This is a genomic window from Halorubrum halophilum (assembly GCF_000739595.1).
In the GTDB taxonomy this organism is placed as follows: Archaea; Halobacteriota; Halobacteria; order Halobacteriales; family Haloferacaceae; genus Halorubrum; species Halorubrum halophilum.
In genome coordinates this window covers 1-15,805 of sequence record NZ_BBJP01000061.1, presented here as the reverse complement: position 1 = coordinate 15,805, position 15,805 = coordinate 1, and the positions used below count along the sequence as shown (strand labels likewise).

Here is a 15,805-nt window from a genome sequence, read left to right as displayed (position 1 = left end):
TTCAACCATTGCCAAACGGGTCGTTCGGGTATTCTCATCGCTCTATTCGTCGGCAGCGTCAGATGTGTATAAGAAACGGCAACTATCCGAGGATGCTTTGTGAGGTACTGAGAATAGTTAGGATGGGGGAGAGTCGATACAACAGTATTGTTTTCCCATCTCTTGTACAAACCCGACTAATGACGGCGCAGGACTCCACGCAGACTGAAGACCGAAAAGACGACCACCTTCAAATCGTCCAAGAGCGGGACGTCGAAACGACAGGCACGGGCTTCGACGACGTCCACCTCGTCCACAACGCGCTTCCGGAACTCGATTACGACGCGATCGACCCCTCCATCGACTTCCTGGGTCACGACCTCTCTGCCCCAATCTTCATCGAGAGCATGACTGGCGGGCACCACAACACGACGGAGATCAATCGGGCGCTGGCCCGGGCCGCCAGCGAAACCGGTATCGCCATGGGTCTCGGTAGCCAGCGAGCAGGCCTCGAACTCGACGACGAACGCGTCCTCGAATCGTACACCGTCGTCCGCGATGCCGCACCCGATGCGTTCATCTACGGGAACCTCGGCGCTGCACAGCTCCGAGAGTACGACATCGAAATGGTCGAGCAGGCAGTCGAGATGATCGACGCCGACGCGCTCGCGGTCCACCTGAACTTCCTCCAGGAAGCCACCCAACCAGAAGGCGACGTCGATGGCCGGAACTGTGTAGCTGCGATCGAACGAGTGTCCGAGGCACTCTCGGTGCCGATTATCGTCAAGGAAACGGGCAACGGCATCTCCGGGGAGACTGCCCGAGAGCTAACTGCGGCAGGCGTTGACGCTCTCGACGTCGCTGGCAAAGGCGGAACGACGTGGTCCGGGATCGAAGCCTATCGCGCAGCAGCCGCGAACGCGCCGCGACAGAAACAAATCGGCACCCTGTTCCGAGAATGGGGCATTCCAACCGCTGTAAGCACGATCGAGTGTGTTGCCGAACACGACTGCGTCATTGCGAGTGGTGGTGTCCGAACGGGATTGGACGTGGCAAAAGCGATTGCCCTGGGTGCCCGCGCCGGCGGGTTGGCGAAACCATTCCTGAAACCAGCTACAGACGGGCCAGACGCTGTCATCGAACGCGTCGGGGACCTGATCGCCGAGCTGCGAACAGCGATGTTCGTCACCGGCTCGGGGTCGATCGACGAGCTCCAGCAGGTGGAGTACGTGTTGCACGGAAAGACGCGCGAGTACGTGGAACAACGAACCAGTAGCGAGTAGTCCCGGATTCCCCAGTCTCAGCAGGACGGATAGAACAACAGCGGGAAAGAGAGAGCCGACTCCGATATCTGTCCAACCTGTACTTACCGAACTACGCACCACAACGAGGCGGGTTCTCACCAGCGAATTCGTCGTGAAATAACCGTTCAGTAGGTGTGCGAATGTACCGGGTATACGGAAGCAAGAACACCAGAATTTGGTTGTCAGGAACGAAGGTAGTCCCCGAGGAAATTTGAGAGATTGTACACAGTGTAAAGACCGTACCCGATTACGAGGACGGCGACAACAAGGAGAAGTGCCCAGCTCAGGTCCATGTGTCACAGAAGAATTTCTTGTAGAATAAGATTTGTCCCCTGTGACACAACGAATTTTCACTAACCGATATACTGTTCCTCTACATCTAACGATTAGCTGCATCACCCCTGCTCGCGATTGAGGAATCCAGCAGAGCCACAGAACTCTCTATACTGGTCGGTTGGACGAACTCTTGAGCGTCTCCGGGCTATTCTTCTGTAGTGGTCGCGACTCGCGAGTCTCGGCGCAGCGTCTTTCGACGAATCGCACACCAACATATCGAGTGGCCCGCATATGACTCGACACCGCTGTACGATCGCTCCTCACTCGGTGGGTTAGAATCGGACGTTCGAGTCGTCTCGAGTGTCTGGTTCACGCACCCAAATCATAACTCACTCGAACAGTGCGTCTGCGAACTTCCGCTGGCCTACTTCCGCTTCGAGGCCCACGACTGCTACGGAAGGTCAACACGCTACGAGATGGACACCCTCTTTCGCATGTTCTTGCTGAAAGAACTCCACGGATGGCAGCACGAAACATCTCTCGTCGAGTACCTCGATAGCCACCCCGAACTTTGTGAACGCCTCGAGTTGGAGACGGTGCCCGATCAATCGACATTGTGGCGCGGCTGGAACGAGCGCTTCACGCGCGATTTCCGTGAGACGATCCAGGAAGCGGCTCGAACAATCCTGATCAAAGCGCAGAACGCGGGTGTCGCTGTACCACGCGACCCAGAACGAAACCTCCCGGATCAAGGCGACGACGCAGACGAATCTGTCCCAAACGATCAGGCCATCCTCGACAAGGCTGAGAGGGTCACCGACCACATCAGTCGCGTCGTATACCCCGCGTTCTCGCTCGATCGTGGTGAGGGCTGTGAGATTCCTGAGAACGCCTACTGGGGCTTACAGACCTATCTGGGCCTGCGTGAGAACCTAGCGGCTAACGAGGGCGCTCGCAGTTTCATCCACGAGTCGACGCGTGATCGAACGCCACTCGGGCACGGTCATCGCGACCAGATTCGTGACCTCCCCATCAATCAGATTCGCGAGATGTACCGACAGGCACTCCGTCAGCTCATCAACGAGCTCGCGGGGACAGAGGAGTTCTTTCGAGCTGGAATCGTCGCGATCGACATCACCGAGGACGACCCCTTTACCGGCGACCGTACCGGCCACGAGGACGAGATAATCGGAACGAAGGAGAAGAATGACGAATACGCCTACCAGTGGGCGACAGTCCAGCTGGTCGGCAACGCTGTTCCACTCGTGCTTGATGCCCGCCCAGTTCGACGAGGCGAGTCACGCAAGGAGATCGTCAAGGACCTGCTCGACTCCGCTGAGGACCTCGTTCACGTCGATAACGTGCTGATGGATCGGGAGTTCGACAGCCAGCACATTCTAGAGATGATCAGCCAGCGTGGACTGTCCTACGTCGTGCCGAAACGGATGCAAACGAGTGAGAAAGCTCAGGCCAAACGACTCCTCCAACGCGATCAAGACCGGTACGAGACCGACCGCAAGCTCCATCTTGGCAAGAACGAGTGGCACGAGACGACGCTGATCTATCGCCGGAAAGAAGACTCTGAGCACGACGACCATCGACAGTACTCGGTGTTCATGTCCAACCGGGGTGGTGGTTTTCTCAGTGAGTACGGCTACCGGTGGGAGATTGAGAGTGGCTATCGGTCGATCAAGCGATTCATGGCTGCGACGACGTCGACGGATTTCGGGCTCCGATTCTTCTACTTCGCGTTTGCGTGTCTGTTGTACTCGATTTGGCGAGCAGTCGATTTACTTGTCCAAGTCGAGTTGACTGGTGAGTACGAACACGCGCCGATTGTGACGGCCGACAATACGCTCACGCCATTCGTCTTTAGTTAAGACTCACACCTCGGTTGCGTAGCGGTAGCGAGCGTCTCTTGTAAGATCGGTCGTTGCTTGTGGATCTTCTGTGCGTCCTTGATCAGCCGCTCCAACAGCGGCGGTGGCGAATAACCGAGGTGCTCACCGAGGTCGTGGAGGATGAGCTGGGCGTGCGACCGGAAGGTCGCCGCCCAGCGCTCCGGTGGAAACACGAGCTCATCGTCAGCCTGCTCGGTGACCAGATCCAACAAATCACGGCTCACAAGCAGTGACAGCAGCGCTGCGTACAGTAAGATCTTCACCACGTGCTCGTTGCTCGTGTCGAACTCGTCCAGGTCGTACTGCGTCTTCAACTCACGGAACAGCAACTCAACTTCCCACCGACACCGGTAGATCTGCGCTAGGTCTGCCGGAAAGAACTCCTCTCTCGACAGATTCGTCACGTACAGATGGTAGTCGTCGGCGTCCTCGTTGCGGACGCCGACGACGCGGAACCGCTTCGTATCCAGCGAGCGCGTCCCCTCGTACGGCCCGCGCTTGAACTCGACTTCGACCTCCACATCGATGTACCTCCGGTCGAGATCATCGAGAACAGCTCGGAGCTGCTTGCCTTCTAAGGGAATGGCGCGCCCGCGCCATTCCCGTAACTCCTCCGTTATCACCGGATTCGCGTTCTGTTTCAGCCGGCTCACGAAGGAGCCGCCGTTCTCGTCGATCAACGCAAACCGGCGGTACTTGAAGTACGCCAAGTCGAACAACACGAGGCGGTTTTCAAGCCACGTGCCTGTCTTGAACAGCGTGCTGTCGTGTGTTTTCTCGTCGGTTACGTCGAGCCGTTCAATCGTCTGGTCAGTAGCATTGTGGAGCAGGTGGAGCTTCGCTCCAGCCTGCTCCTCGTGACGGGCTTCGTACTCATCGGAGAGAAACTCGTGTAACCGCAACACCGTTCCATCAGCGATCATCACGTCCTTGAACCGGTCGATATCAGCACCGACAGCGTCTGGGACTGCGACCTCGTCGAGACCTCGCTCGACGAGGTCACGGAGGTACTCCACGAGCGACGGTGTCAACCGCTGGTAGAAGCCGCCGGGAGAGATCGGCTCGTCAGCTGTCGAGTTGTAGCTGCGACGAAACCCTGCGAGTGTTCGGCGTTCGCCTGCGGCGAAGCCGAACACGAACGACCAGACGAAGGCGGGAATCTGGAGCTTGCGATCACGTTCGACCACGCCGAGTTCCTCGGCGTGCTCTTCGAGGAACTCAGATGGAAAAAGCGTAGTGAGCCGACGCATAATCCGAGATGAGGAGGTTTCGTGGTACACACTCGTTGCCTCCTCGTTCCTTCCGCAAACATACCTCGATACGCCGCCGCTGTCATGCGGTTCGTCTCCTAACTAAAGACGGATGACGCTCACGCTGCTGAAGAAGGAGACTGGAATCGGATAAGGAGGTACTCTGTCGGGGCCAGTGCGGATTTCTGAGTGGCAACGCTGTCAGGAATTTCGAAAATCCACCGATTTAGTTGGGAGTGCGATAGGAAGAGACGATTGAGAGGAGATTCGAAGCCGAACTAGTCACTGTTTCGTCCGAGACTGCGCATCACAGCCTCGCTAAACCCCCTGTAGTCTCAACTTCCCAGGACCGGGTGGAGTTGAGACTGGCCTTCTCAATGCACAGAGGCAATATCGGTTTGAGTCAATTACATCACATCACGTCTTCCTCCCATCATCACTGTCTCACTCAAGGAGGGGAACAGCATCGGTCCACAGTCGTTGGAAGTACTGCTCAAACTCGGAGACTACTTGCGAATCTTTGATCCCGATCACACCGATCCTGTCTTCACCAGATACTGGATGTAGCACATCAATCGTCGTCTCCACATTGTCCACGATATCAAACGAAAGCGCAATCTCAGGAGTCGTTCTGACAGTTATGTCTGCGGGCTGGTTTTCAATTAGATGTGGGAATCGGTCGGGGAGTACGGTAACTGCTTTTTCACTGAAGAGGAGGTCAACAGACAAATCCGTATTAGCACCCTCGAAAAAGCCTTCCACTTCAGATTGGAGTGTCTCCCACGTCGCATCCTCGTAGGGAGGCCCGACAGTTGCTTTGACAACATTCTCCGCGGTTCGCATATGCTGCTGGAGCGCTGTACTCATTTCGTCACTCCCGAGCGATCCAAGCCAGAAACTACTCTCTGTTGGTGGTGTCGGCAAAAGGTTCGAACGAACTGTTTCTGCTTTCTCGCGGTAACGATCCCACTCTTGTTTCAGTTCATACGCTCGTTCAGCCAGAAGCCTGTCGACGACGGTTTCTGGCTGTACGGCCACGTACCGATTTGGGTCGCTTGACTGTCTCCAGATCAACTTGCGAGCTTCAAGGCCGTTTAGTACGTCGTAGATACGGCCTTTTGGGACTCCACTAGTATCAGAGAGTTCAGCTGCCGTCACTGCTCCTGTTACGAGAAGGGTTCGATAGGCCTTCTCCTCGTAACTTGAGAGTCCAAGCTCGCCCAATTCCGTCATGCTTTGTCATTGTGCCTCCAAACAAATTGTAAGTGCTGTTTTGTTTCAATAGTCGTATCTCGGGGGCTTCGAGACCTAACGATATGCATCCATACGTACTGCTCGCTGGTGCAATACTCTCCGAATTATTCGGGACAACTGCCCTCAAACTCTCGGAGGGATTTTCACAACCGGTTCCCAGTATTGGGGTTGTCCTCGGATATGGGGCAGCGTTCTATCTACTATCCCTGACGTTAGAGGAATTACCGATGGGTGTCGTCTATGGGACATGGGCAGCATTGGGTATTGTCGGTGTGGCAGGTATCGGGGCCGTTATTTTTGATGAACCAGTTGATCTGGCAGGCCTTCTCGGAATTGGCCTCATTATCGGTGGCGTCTACTTCGTCAACGTGGTGTCACAGATGTCTGCCCACTAAGATGGTGGGCACCGGGCCTGTGTAGAAACAACCGAAAAGTGGCACTGTGTTCCAACATCTTGTTCGTCCGCTCTTGAGTAGTTGTTCTCCAACGATGTCAAACAGGTATGATGTGATCATCGCTGGGGCAGGTCCAGCGGGGGCGCAGTGTGCACGAGATCTAGCTGACCGTGGGTACGATGTTGTCGTCCTAGAAACCGAAGCAGAAGATGAATTCCCAGCTCAAAGTAACAAATCTACCGGCGGAACGTTTGCGTCAATGATGACCTCCTTCGGCATCCCGGACGACGTCGTTATGCACGCGACTGAATCAGTAGTTCTTGAATCTCCAAATGAACACTTTATCCAGGACCAGCCGGGCTTTGTCTTGGACTTCGAGGCGTTCAAGAAGTTCCTTGTCGAGGATGGTCGTCACAAGGGTGCTGAGTATCGGTTTGATGCTCGTGTTCGTGACCCGATCGTCGAAGATGGTGATCTCGTTGGTGTCCGTTATAACCGTGACCAGGAGGTCTTTGGCGAAATCGTTATTGATGCTACGGGTCCGGCTGCGCCACTGGCTAAAGATCTGGGGATAGCCAATCTTGAGCGGGAGAACCACGCGATTGGTATTGAATACTTATTCGAAGGCGTCGATCTCAATCATCCCGAGTTTGCTGATCTCACTGACGCGATGATGTTGCGGTTGGACCACGAGTACGCCCCTGGAGGTTATTCGTGGATCTTCCATACGGGTGACGACACAGCAAAAGTCGGCATCTGTTACATCCAGAATGAACGCTATCAAGAAAACGCCATTCACGATCGCACCGTCGACGGGTATCTCGAACATTGGCTTGATACTGACCCACGGTTCGAGAACGCCAGACAAATCGCAGAGAGTCCAGTTCGGGGATCAGCACATGTACAGCCCCCCGAATCGATGAGTACTGATTCGTTTATGGCGATCGGTGATACTGTCCCATCGGTTGATCCTGTCTGGGGAGAGGGAATCTACAAGTGTATGAAATCAGCTCGCGCAGCTGCAATGACAGCCGACCGCTGTCTGACGAGGACGAAAAACATCTCTGCTGAGGAGATGGGAGTCTACGACGACCTATGGAACGAGCAAGTTGCCCCCAGACAAGACCGTCGATTGATGATGACGAGGTTGCTATACCTTGCACCAAACGAACGGTACGACCGACTCATGCAAGATCTGAACAAGCTTTCTCGAGATACCCTTTCAGATATTAACGATGGGAGCAAGCGGGAAATTGTAAAACTGTTGTATCCTAGTGATCTATCCTACCTCTGGAAATACTGGCGAGAAACACAATTTGGGAGTGTCTCTTACTCCAGCTAACCACAACACTTCCGCTGATGAATCCAACTTCTATCCGATCTTGATCAACTGGTCTTGGACGTTTTGCTATCAGTACCCACATGGCTATGACCCCCGAGTCGCGTCGAACAGTCTTTCGCCAAATCGCTCATTGTTCCTATGTCGATTGGCCAACGTATGGGTCTAGCCCGCTGTTCGATCGTTCGTCGCTTCCCGCACTGGAGTCGGATGTCCGCGTGGTCGCAAAAACGTGGTTCCAACAAGACGAACACGAGGGCGTTGAACCATTCGTCCACACATTACCGCTTGCATACGTCCAGTTCGATCCCCACGACCGGTATGCAGGATCGACGAGCTACGAGATGGAGACACTATTTCGCTTGTTCCTGCTGAAAGAATGCCATGGCTGGGACCACGAGACGGCCCTCGTCGAATACCTCACCCAGCACCCTGATTTCAGCGAACAGATCGGCTTGGAGTCGGTCCCCGATCAGTCAACCCTGTGGCGCAGTTGGCACCATCGCTTCACTGCAGACCTCCGGAACACGGTCGAAACCACAGCGCGAACGATCCTCATCAAAGCCCAAAATGCGGGTGTCTCTGTTCCACGAGAACCAGAACGGCAGAGCCGCAGACACAGTGACGAGAGTCCGGAATCAAACCCCGATGACCAGACCGTATTAGAGCAGGCAGAGACAGTTACTGAGCGAGTCAGTGATGTTGCGTTCCCTGCGTTCTCATTGGACCGTGGTGAGGGCTGTGAGATCCATGAGAATGCCTACTGGGACCTTCAGACCTATCTCGGACTTCGCGAGAACTTGGCTGTCAACGAAGGCGCTCGGAGCTTTATTCACGAGTCGAACCGAGACCGTACACCACTTGGCCACGCCCATCGCGAGCATGTACGCGATCTCTCAATCGAACAGATACGGAAGATGTATCGCCAGGCGGTGAGTCGACTGCTGGACCGGGTAGCAGACACAGAGGAGTTCTTCCGGGCTGGCATCGTCGCCATAGACATTACTGAGTCCGACCCGTTCACCGGCGATAGGACGGACCACGAAGACGAGATTATCGGCACGAAGGAGAAAACCGACGAGTACGCCTACCAGTGGGCGACGGTCCAGCTGGTCGGGAATGCTGTTCCGATAGTCCTCGATGCGTGCCCAGTTCGGAAAGGCGACACCCGGAAGGAGATCGTCGAAGACCTCTTGGACTCGGCAGAGGCGGCTGTTCATGTTGATAACGTCCTGATGGACCGAGAGTTCGACAGCCAGCACATCCTGGAGATGATCAGCCAACGCGGCCTCTCCTACGTCGTCCCGAAGCGGATGCAGACCAGTGAAAGAGCGCAGGCGAATCGGCTCCTCAAGAAGGGAAAGGACCGCTACGAGACCGATCGGAAGTTACATCTCGGCGATAATGAGTGGCACTCGACGACACTGATCTACCGACGCAAAGAGAACTCCGAACACACCGATCATCGGCAGTACTCGGTCTTCATGACGAACCGAGGCAACGGCCTGCTCACAGAGTACGGGTCGATGGGAAATTGAGAGCGGGTACAAGTCGATCAAGCGGTTCATGGCCGCGACGACCTCGAAGAACTTCGGCCTGCGGTTTTTTTACTTCGTATTTGCGTGTCTTCTGTACTCGATCTGGCGGGCTGTGGACCTGCTTGTGCAGGTCGAATTAACCGGTGAATACGAACGCTCGCCCATTGTGACAGCCGATAATACGCTGACGCTGGTGAAGAAGGAAACGGGAATCGGATAGTAGCGGTACTCACCCCGTGGTAGCCCGACTCTGAGTGGCTACGCTGTCGAAAGTAGCCGAAATTCGCGTATATGGTTGATATTTCAACAATATGGGCCATTTGGAGAGCAATCTGAGTCAATTTCCGCTCTCCGATTCGGCCAAAACCATGCATCACAGGCCCGCTATACCCACTGTAGTCTCAACTCCCACGCCTCATGGTAGTTGAGACTGGGTCACTCAATGCATATGCTCCCAATTATCCACGTCCGATAATCAATTTTAGTTGTACTACATCAATTCAATTGGGCAAGTTTTATGTGGCAGTCCTCACCACCATATGTTGCGGTCGAAATTGAGTGGCCCCACATCTGGGGGTTAAGACCCTGGAGGGTTAATTAGTGACAACTATGAACTGCCCGGACTGCGGGAACGAGCGAACTCGCGTCATCGATACAGGGACCAGTGCCGACGGAACCTCCGTCCGACGGCGCCGCGAATGTCAACGCTGTTCGTTCCGCTTTACGACCTACGAACGTCCGGAGTGGGAGTCACTCCAGGTGAAAAAACGCGACGGAACCATCGAATCGTTCGACCGACAGAAACTCCGCGCAGGGATCGAGCGAGCCGTTGAGAAGCGAGATGTGGCCGAGACAACAGTGACTGCTCTCGTCGATGATATCGAGAGCGAACTGCAAGGTCGAGAGGCTCGTATCGTCTCTTCGAGTCTCATCGGCGAGCTCGTCTCTGAGAACCTCCGTACGCTCGATAAGGTAGCCTACATTCGATTTGTCTCCGTTTACAAAGCATTCTCTGAGCCGCAGGAATTCCTGAGAGAACTTGACGCAGTCTTGGATGCAGAACTCGATGACTTCGAAGCCTCGAACAGCGCACTATGACACAAACATACGCAGGTCAAACGAATGTTCGGTCAATCCTTGACCGGGCGAGCATGACCACGTCCAGACGTACAGAGAACGACGGAAACAGAAACCAACCAACAGAGGACGATTCCCCCGGGGTACGTGCCAATGACTGAAAGCAAAACCAAAGGCGAAGAACCGGAGACCGACATCTTCTCCGAACGAACGCAGCTCAAACCGTACGAATACCCCGACGTCCACGAGTACAAAGACGCGATACGGAACAGCTACTGGGTTCACACGGAGTTCAACTTCTCAGGAGACGTTCAAGACTTCAAGGTCAACACAACTCCGGCCGAGAAAACCGTCATCAAACGGACGATGTTGGCTATCGCGCAAATCGAAGTCCAGGTCAAGACCTTCTGGGCAGAAATCTACGACGAGATGCCCAAAGCGGAGATCGGGAACGTCGGCATGACCTTCGCGGAGAGCGAGGTCAGACACATGGACGCGTACAGCCACCTCCTCGACATCTTGGGGATCACGGAGGACTTCGAGGAGGTGACTGACGTCCCCGCAATCGAGGAGCGGATCGACTACCTCGACGAGTACCTCGAGAAGAGCGAGAGCGACGACAAACAGGAGTATGTGATGAGTCTCCTGCTGTTCTCCACGTTCGTCGAGCACGTCTCGCTGTTCTCGCAGTTCCTCATCATGACGAGCTTCGACAAACACGAAAAGAAATTCAAGGGGATTGCGAACGCCGTCGAAGCGACCAGCAAGGAGGAGCAGATTCACGGACTGTTCGGTGTCGAACTCGTGAAGACGATTCGCGAGGAGAATCCGGACCTCTTCGACGAGGACTTCGAAGAAGAGGTCCAAGCGGCCTGTCAGCAGGCGTTCGAGGCAGAGATGAAGATACTGGACTGGATCTTCGGTGAGGGTGAACTGGAGTTCCTTCCCCGGGCGCACGTCGATGCGTTCCTGCGGGACCGGTTCAACCAGGGCCTCGAGAACGTCGGTGTTGAGCCGATATTCGACCCGGACGATGACCTGCTTGAGGAGACACGGTGGTTCGACGAGGACATCATGATGACGAAGGATAACGACTTCTTCAGCAAGCGATCGACCACGTACAACAAACACGCACAGAGCGTCACCGCGGAGGACATGTTCTAACGATGGCACACACAGAACCAGCACTCGACGAGGTCAACCAGCAGCACGAGGAACCGTTCTACTGGCTGAACGAGGACAGCCGGGCGTTCCTCGACGAGGGGTACCTGATCGAGGGCGTCACGGCCGAGGAGCGGGTCAGGGAGATCGCAGAGCGGGCCGAGGAGATCCTGGACAACGACGGCTTCGCGGACAAGTTCTACGACTACATGAGTCGGGGCTTCTACAGCCTCGCGAGTCCGGTGTGGGCGAACTTCGGTCTGGACCGAGGCCTGCCCATCAGCTGCTTCGGGAGCTACATGGAGGACAACATGGAGAGCATCCTCTACACGCAGGCTGAAGTGGGCGAGATGACCAAGCTGGGCGGCGGGACCAGCGGGTACTTCGGCGAGATCCGGCCCCGAGGCAGCCCGATCACGAACAACGGCAAGAGCAACGGGAGCTACAGCTTCACCGAGCTGTTCGACACGATCATCAACGTCGTCAGCCAGGGCGAGACGCGACGCGGCCAGTTCGCGGGGTACATCGACGTCGAACACGACGACCTGGACGAGTGGCTCAACATCAAGACCGAGGGTGACCCCGTCCAAGACATCTACTACGGCGTTATCATCGGTGACGACTGGTTCCGGGCGATGGTCGACGGCGACGAGGATAAGCGAGAGACGTGGGCGGAGATCATCGAGACTCGGATCAACATCGGTGTCCCGTACATCATCTTCCGGGACAACATGAACGACGGGAAGCCACAGGTCTACAAGGACAGGGGCTACGAAATCAACGGCTCCAACCTGTGTACCGAGATCGCGCTGCCGGCCACGCCAGACGAGAGTTTCGTCTGTTGTCTCTCGTCGATGAACGCGCTTCACTACGATGAGTGGAAGGATACCGACGCAGTAGAGACGCTGACGCGGTTTCTCGACGCCGTTATGGAGGAGTTCATCCAAGAGGCGGAGGGAACGCAGTTCATGGAACGCCCAGTGCGGTTTGCGAAACGGCACAGGGCGATCGGCATCGGCGTTCTCGGCTGGCACAGCTATCTCCAGAGCGAGATGATTCCGTTCGACACCATGGAGGCGATGGAGAAAAACGAGGCAATCTTCCGCACCATCAAGGAGCGAAGTTACGAGGAGAGTCGTCGGCTCGCCGACGAGTTCGGCGAGCCGGAGGTGCTCGAGGGCTACGGTCGCCGGAACGCGACGACGATGAGCGTGGCCCCGACGAAATCCAGCAGTGTCATCCTGGGGCAGGTCAGTCCGAGCATCGAACCGCTGAAATCGAACTACTTCGTCCGCGACGGTGCGAAGCTGAAATCGACGCAGAAGAACCAGTTCCTTGAGGCGATCCTGAAAGAGCGAGGCAGAGACGAGCGCGAGGTCTGGGACAGCATCGCACAGAACGACGGGAGCGTGCAACACCTCGACTGCCTGGCCGACGAAGAGAAGGAAGTGTTCAAAACCTTCGCCGAGATCCCACAGATGGCGATCATCAACCAGGCGGCACAGCGGCAGAAACACATCGATCAGGCACAGAGTCTGAACGTCTCGATCGATCCGAGCGAAGTGAGCGTCAAGGAGATCAACCAGCTCTACATCGAGGCTTGGAAGAAAGGGGTGAAGAGTCTCTACTACCAACATAGCGTGAACGCTGCACAGAAGTTCAGCCGAGACATCCTCGAATGCAAGGCCTGTGAGAGTTGATCTCCCATCGGCCGGTATGATAGAGTGGTCCATGTAAACTACGCCACTCTACCCCTCGGCGTATGCGTGCCTTGGTCCTTGACGGCTTCGGCGTGGATTTCATCAAACAGATTTGGTCGGAGAATCCCAGGGTGTGGACCGACGAGTTCGGCGACGGGGTAGTCGACCTGATCATCGAAGCGGTTGAGTTAGAGAAAATTACACCTACGAGGCGTGTCCTGACGAAATACTTGACATGGGTACCGAGCAGTTCACCGAGTACGTCGAACACATCGCTGACCGGCGCCTTGGACAACTCGACTTACCGGAATAATACGGGACTGACAATCCGTTCCCGTGGATATCCGAGTAAGTCAACCTGAACAAGGAAGAGAATCCCTTCGAGACGCAGGTGACCGAATACCAGATCGGGGGTAGCCTCGACTGGTAGCATCCGACCATGTTCCGCATAGCAACGTGGTCCCCTAGCTGTCTTCGAAGCATAGCTGTATCTCCTGACTGAGGAGACCTTACAGCGTCTTTCAGACGGATTATTCTCGACTAATGCCATCAACAGAGCAATCGCGACGGGACGTCTTTCGAACCATTGCACAGTTACAGCACGTCGAGTGGCCTGTATACGGGTCGACACCGCTGTACGACCGCAGTTCGGTATCTGCTCTCCAATCGGACATTCGAACCGTCGCCAGAGTCTGGTTCGAACACGACATCCACGACTCGATTGGAGAGTTCGTTTCTCAGTACCCGCTGGAATACGTTGATTTCGGGTCGCATGACGAGTATTCTGGCTCCACGCGGTACCAGATGCCGCAGTTGGTGCGGTTGTTCTTGCTCAAAGAGATCCACGGTTGGGACCACGAAACGGCACTCTTGACGTTCCTTCGACAGCGGCCGGAACTCCGTTGCGAACTCGGTTTCGAGCGTATGCCGGATCAATCGACTCTATGGCGCAGTTGGCACCAGCGATTCACGACCGAACTCCGCGAGACAGTCGAAACGGCAGCTCGAACGATCCTGATCAAGGCCCAGGATGCGGGTCTCATAGTTCCACGAGAACCAGAGCGAACGCTCAGCTATCGAACCGGTGATGAAGGCGACTCAGCACCGGACAATCAGACCGTTCAGAAGCGGGCTCGGAAAATCACCAACCACGTCAGTCGCATCGTCTTCCCTGCATTCTCACTGAATCGTGGTGAGGGATGTGAGATTCACGAGAACGCGTACTGGGGGTTACAGATCTACCTCGGACTTCGAGAGAACCTCGCTGTGAACGAGGGCGCTCGGAGCTTCATCCACGAATCAACACGTGATCGCACACCACTCGGGCATGCCCATCGCGACCACATTCGCGGTCTTTCGATACCAGCGGTTCGGGAGATGTACCGAGAAGCCGCCGGTCGGCTGCTGGAAGAGGTTGCAGAGACTGAGGAGTTCTTTCGAGCTGGAATCGTCGCGATCGACATCACCGAAGCCGATCCGTTCACGGGCGACCGAACGGGCCACGAAGACGAGATCATCGGGACGAAAGAGCAGACCGACGAGTACGCCTATCAGTGGGCGACGGTCCAGTTGGTCGGGAACGCCGTCCCAATCGTGCTGGACGCGCGCCCGGTACGGAAAGGAGAATCACGAAAGGAGATCGTCGAGGACCTGCTGGATTCGGCTGAGGACCTCGTTCATGTCGATAACGTCCTGATGGACCGGGAGTTCGATAGCCAACACGTTCTGGAGATGCTCAGCCAGCGCGGGCTTTCCTACGTCGTTCCGAAACGGATGCAGACCAGCGAGAAAGCGCAGGCGAAGCGATTGCTCCACCGTGATCAAGATCAATATGAAACTGACCGGAAGCTCCACCTCGGGAAGAACGAGTGGCACGAGACGACGCTAATCTACCGACGGAAAGAGGGCTCTGGACACGAGGACCACCGGCAATACTCAGTGTTCATGACGAATCGGGGGAGCGGGCACCTCACTGAGTACGGTTACCGGTGGGAGATTGAGAGCGGCTACAAGAGCATCAAGCGGTTCATGGCCGCGACAACCTCGAAGCATTTCGGACTCCGGTTTTTCTACTTCGCGTTCGCCTGTCTGCTGTACTCAATCTGGCGAGCGGTTGATTTGCTCGTCCAGGTCGCATTGACCGGCGAGTACGAGCATTCACCGATCGTGACAGCCGACAATACGCTTACGCTGCTAAAGAAGGAGACCGGAATCGGGTAGATAGCCGCTCAGTCTGGGCTAACGCCGATTCTCTGAGTGGCAATGCTGTCGGCACTCCCAGAAATCCACTGGTTTAGTTGGAAGTATGATATGAGGTGTCGATTGAGAGTCGGTCCGAAGCAGTTTCGGATCGCGGATTCAGTTGAAACTACGCATCACAGGCTCGCTATCCCCGGTGTAGTCTCAACTCACACGCCTCAGTTTTAGTATAGCGATATATAATATATAAATCCGGTTTCTTGGCCACTAACACTTCTAGCGCCGGAATTCGACACTTCAGGCAAATACGCGTCTGGACGTGATTACTTGGATAATCACGACCACTTTGAAGTACCCCGACGCCGTCGGGGAAGCACGAATGCTGGAACCGACTACAGACCGCCGCTTCCCCCGGGGTAGAACCGCCAATAA

The 15,805-nt window shown here is 55.6% G+C and carries 10 protein-coding genes and 2 pseudogenes; 10 read left to right on the top strand and 2 right to left on the bottom strand.

The annotated features are described in order from the left end of the window. Window positions 1–179: 179 nt before the first annotated feature. Window positions 180–1,262: a type 2 isopentenyl-diphosphate Delta-isomerase gene (gene fni, locus ACP96_RS15030; protein WP_050033931.1), complete on the top strand. Its 1,083-nt coding sequence runs from the start codon at window positions 180–182 to the stop codon at window positions 1,260–1,262. Window positions 1,263–1,777: 515 nt separating this feature from the next. Next, complete coding sequence (locus ACP96_RS15025) at window positions 1,778–3,439, top strand: transposase (protein ID WP_050033930.1); 1,662 nt, start codon at window positions 1,778–1,780, stop codon at window positions 3,437–3,439. Here the strand turns inward: ACP96_RS15025 and ACP96_RS15020 are convergent. Together ACP96_RS15020 and ACP96_RS15015 are read right to left on the bottom strand one after the other, a co-directional pair. Further along, entirely contained in the window at window positions 3,436–4,710 is a 1,275-nt protein-coding gene (locus ACP96_RS15020) for an IS4 family transposase (RefSeq protein ID WP_050033929.1), read from the bottom strand. The genes ACP96_RS15025 and ACP96_RS15020 overlap by 4 nt on opposite strands. Window positions 4,711–5,154: 444 nt before the next feature. Next, window positions 5,155–5,943: a TrmB family transcriptional regulator gene (locus tag ACP96_RS15015; protein WP_050033928.1), complete on the bottom strand. Its 789-nt coding sequence runs from the start codon at window positions 5,941–5,943 to the stop codon at window positions 5,155–5,157. Between the two features lie 83 nt (window positions 5,944–6,026). Between ACP96_RS15015 and ACP96_RS15010 the strand changes: the two genes are divergently transcribed. From ACP96_RS15010 to ACP96_RS19635, 8 genes and pseudogenes are all read left to right on the top strand, one after another. After that, window positions 6,027–6,359: a DMT family transporter gene (locus ACP96_RS15010; RefSeq protein WP_050033927.1), complete on the top strand. Its 333-nt coding sequence runs from the start codon at window positions 6,027–6,029 to the stop codon at window positions 6,357–6,359. Between the two features lie 94 nt (window positions 6,360–6,453). After that, window positions 6,454–7,701 (top strand): digeranylgeranylglycerophospholipid reductase, encoded by a 1,248-nt coding sequence (locus ACP96_RS18170; protein ID WP_082222585.1) that lies wholly within the window; start codon window positions 6,454–6,456, stop codon window positions 7,699–7,701. Between the two features lie 80 nt (window positions 7,702–7,781). Then, window positions 7,782–9,456: pseudogene (locus tag ACP96_RS14995) on the top strand (transposase). A 389-nt stretch (window positions 9,457–9,845) separates the two neighbouring features. Then, complete coding sequence (gene nrdR, locus ACP96_RS14990) at window positions 9,846–10,334, top strand: transcriptional regulator NrdR (protein ID WP_050033924.1); 489 nt, start codon at window positions 9,846–9,848, stop codon at window positions 10,332–10,334. A 132-nt stretch (window positions 10,335–10,466) separates the two neighbouring features. Further along, window positions 10,467–11,477 carry a ribonucleotide-diphosphate reductase subunit beta gene (locus tag ACP96_RS14985; RefSeq protein WP_050033923.1) on the top strand — a complete coding sequence of 337 codons (1,011 nt, stop codon included), beginning with the start codon at window positions 10,467–10,469 and terminating at the stop codon, window positions 11,475–11,477. 2 nt (window positions 11,478–11,479) lie between these two features. Then, window positions 11,480–13,174, top strand: a complete 1,695-nt coding sequence (locus tag ACP96_RS14980; RefSeq protein WP_050033922.1) for a ribonucleoside-diphosphate reductase subunit alpha — start codon at window positions 11,480–11,482, stop codon at window positions 13,172–13,174. A gap of 83 nt (window positions 13,175–13,257) precedes the next feature. Further along, window positions 13,258–13,604 (top strand): annotated as a pseudogene (locus tag ACP96_RS19950) (ribonucleotide-diphosphate reductase subunit beta); the annotation flags it as partial. Between the two features lie 113 nt (window positions 13,605–13,717). Further along, window positions 13,718–15,394 (top strand): transposase, encoded by a 1,677-nt coding sequence (locus ACP96_RS19635; RefSeq protein ID WP_050033920.1) that lies wholly within the window; start codon window positions 13,718–13,720, stop codon window positions 15,392–15,394. Window positions 15,395–15,805: the final 411 nt, after the last annotated feature.

What these genes read in the sequence shown, in the direction of transcription:
- ACP96_RS15015 (WP_050033928.1), bottom strand. Translation starts at nt 5,943, where the DNA reads ATGACGGAATTGGGCGAGCTTGGACTCTCAAGTTACGAGGAGAAGGCC.
- ACP96_RS15020 (WP_050033929.1), bottom strand. Translation starts at nt 4,710, where the DNA reads ATGCGTCGGCTCACTACGCTTTTTCCATCTGAGTTCCTCGAAGAGCAC.
- ACP96_RS14980 (WP_050033922.1), top strand. Translation starts at nt 11,480, where the DNA reads ATGGCACACACAGAACCAGCACTCGACGAGGTCAACCAGCAGCACGAG.
- nrdR (WP_050033924.1), top strand. Translation starts at nt 9,846, where the DNA reads ATGAACTGCCCGGACTGCGGGAACGAGCGAACTCGCGTCATCGATACA.
- fni (WP_050033931.1), top strand. Translation starts at nt 180, where the DNA reads ATGACGGCGCAGGACTCCACGCAGACTGAAGACCGAAAAGACGACCAC.
- ACP96_RS19635 (WP_050033920.1), top strand. Translation starts at nt 13,718, where the DNA reads ATGCCATCAACAGAGCAATCGCGACGGGACGTCTTTCGAACCATTGCA.
- ACP96_RS14985 (WP_050033923.1), top strand. Translation starts at nt 10,467, where the DNA reads ATGACTGAAAGCAAAACCAAAGGCGAAGAACCGGAGACCGACATCTTC.
- ACP96_RS18170 (WP_082222585.1), top strand. Translation starts at nt 6,454, where the DNA reads ATGTCAAACAGGTATGATGTGATCATCGCTGGGGCAGGTCCAGCGGGG.
- ACP96_RS15010 (WP_050033927.1), top strand. Translation starts at nt 6,027, where the DNA reads ATGCATCCATACGTACTGCTCGCTGGTGCAATACTCTCCGAATTATTC.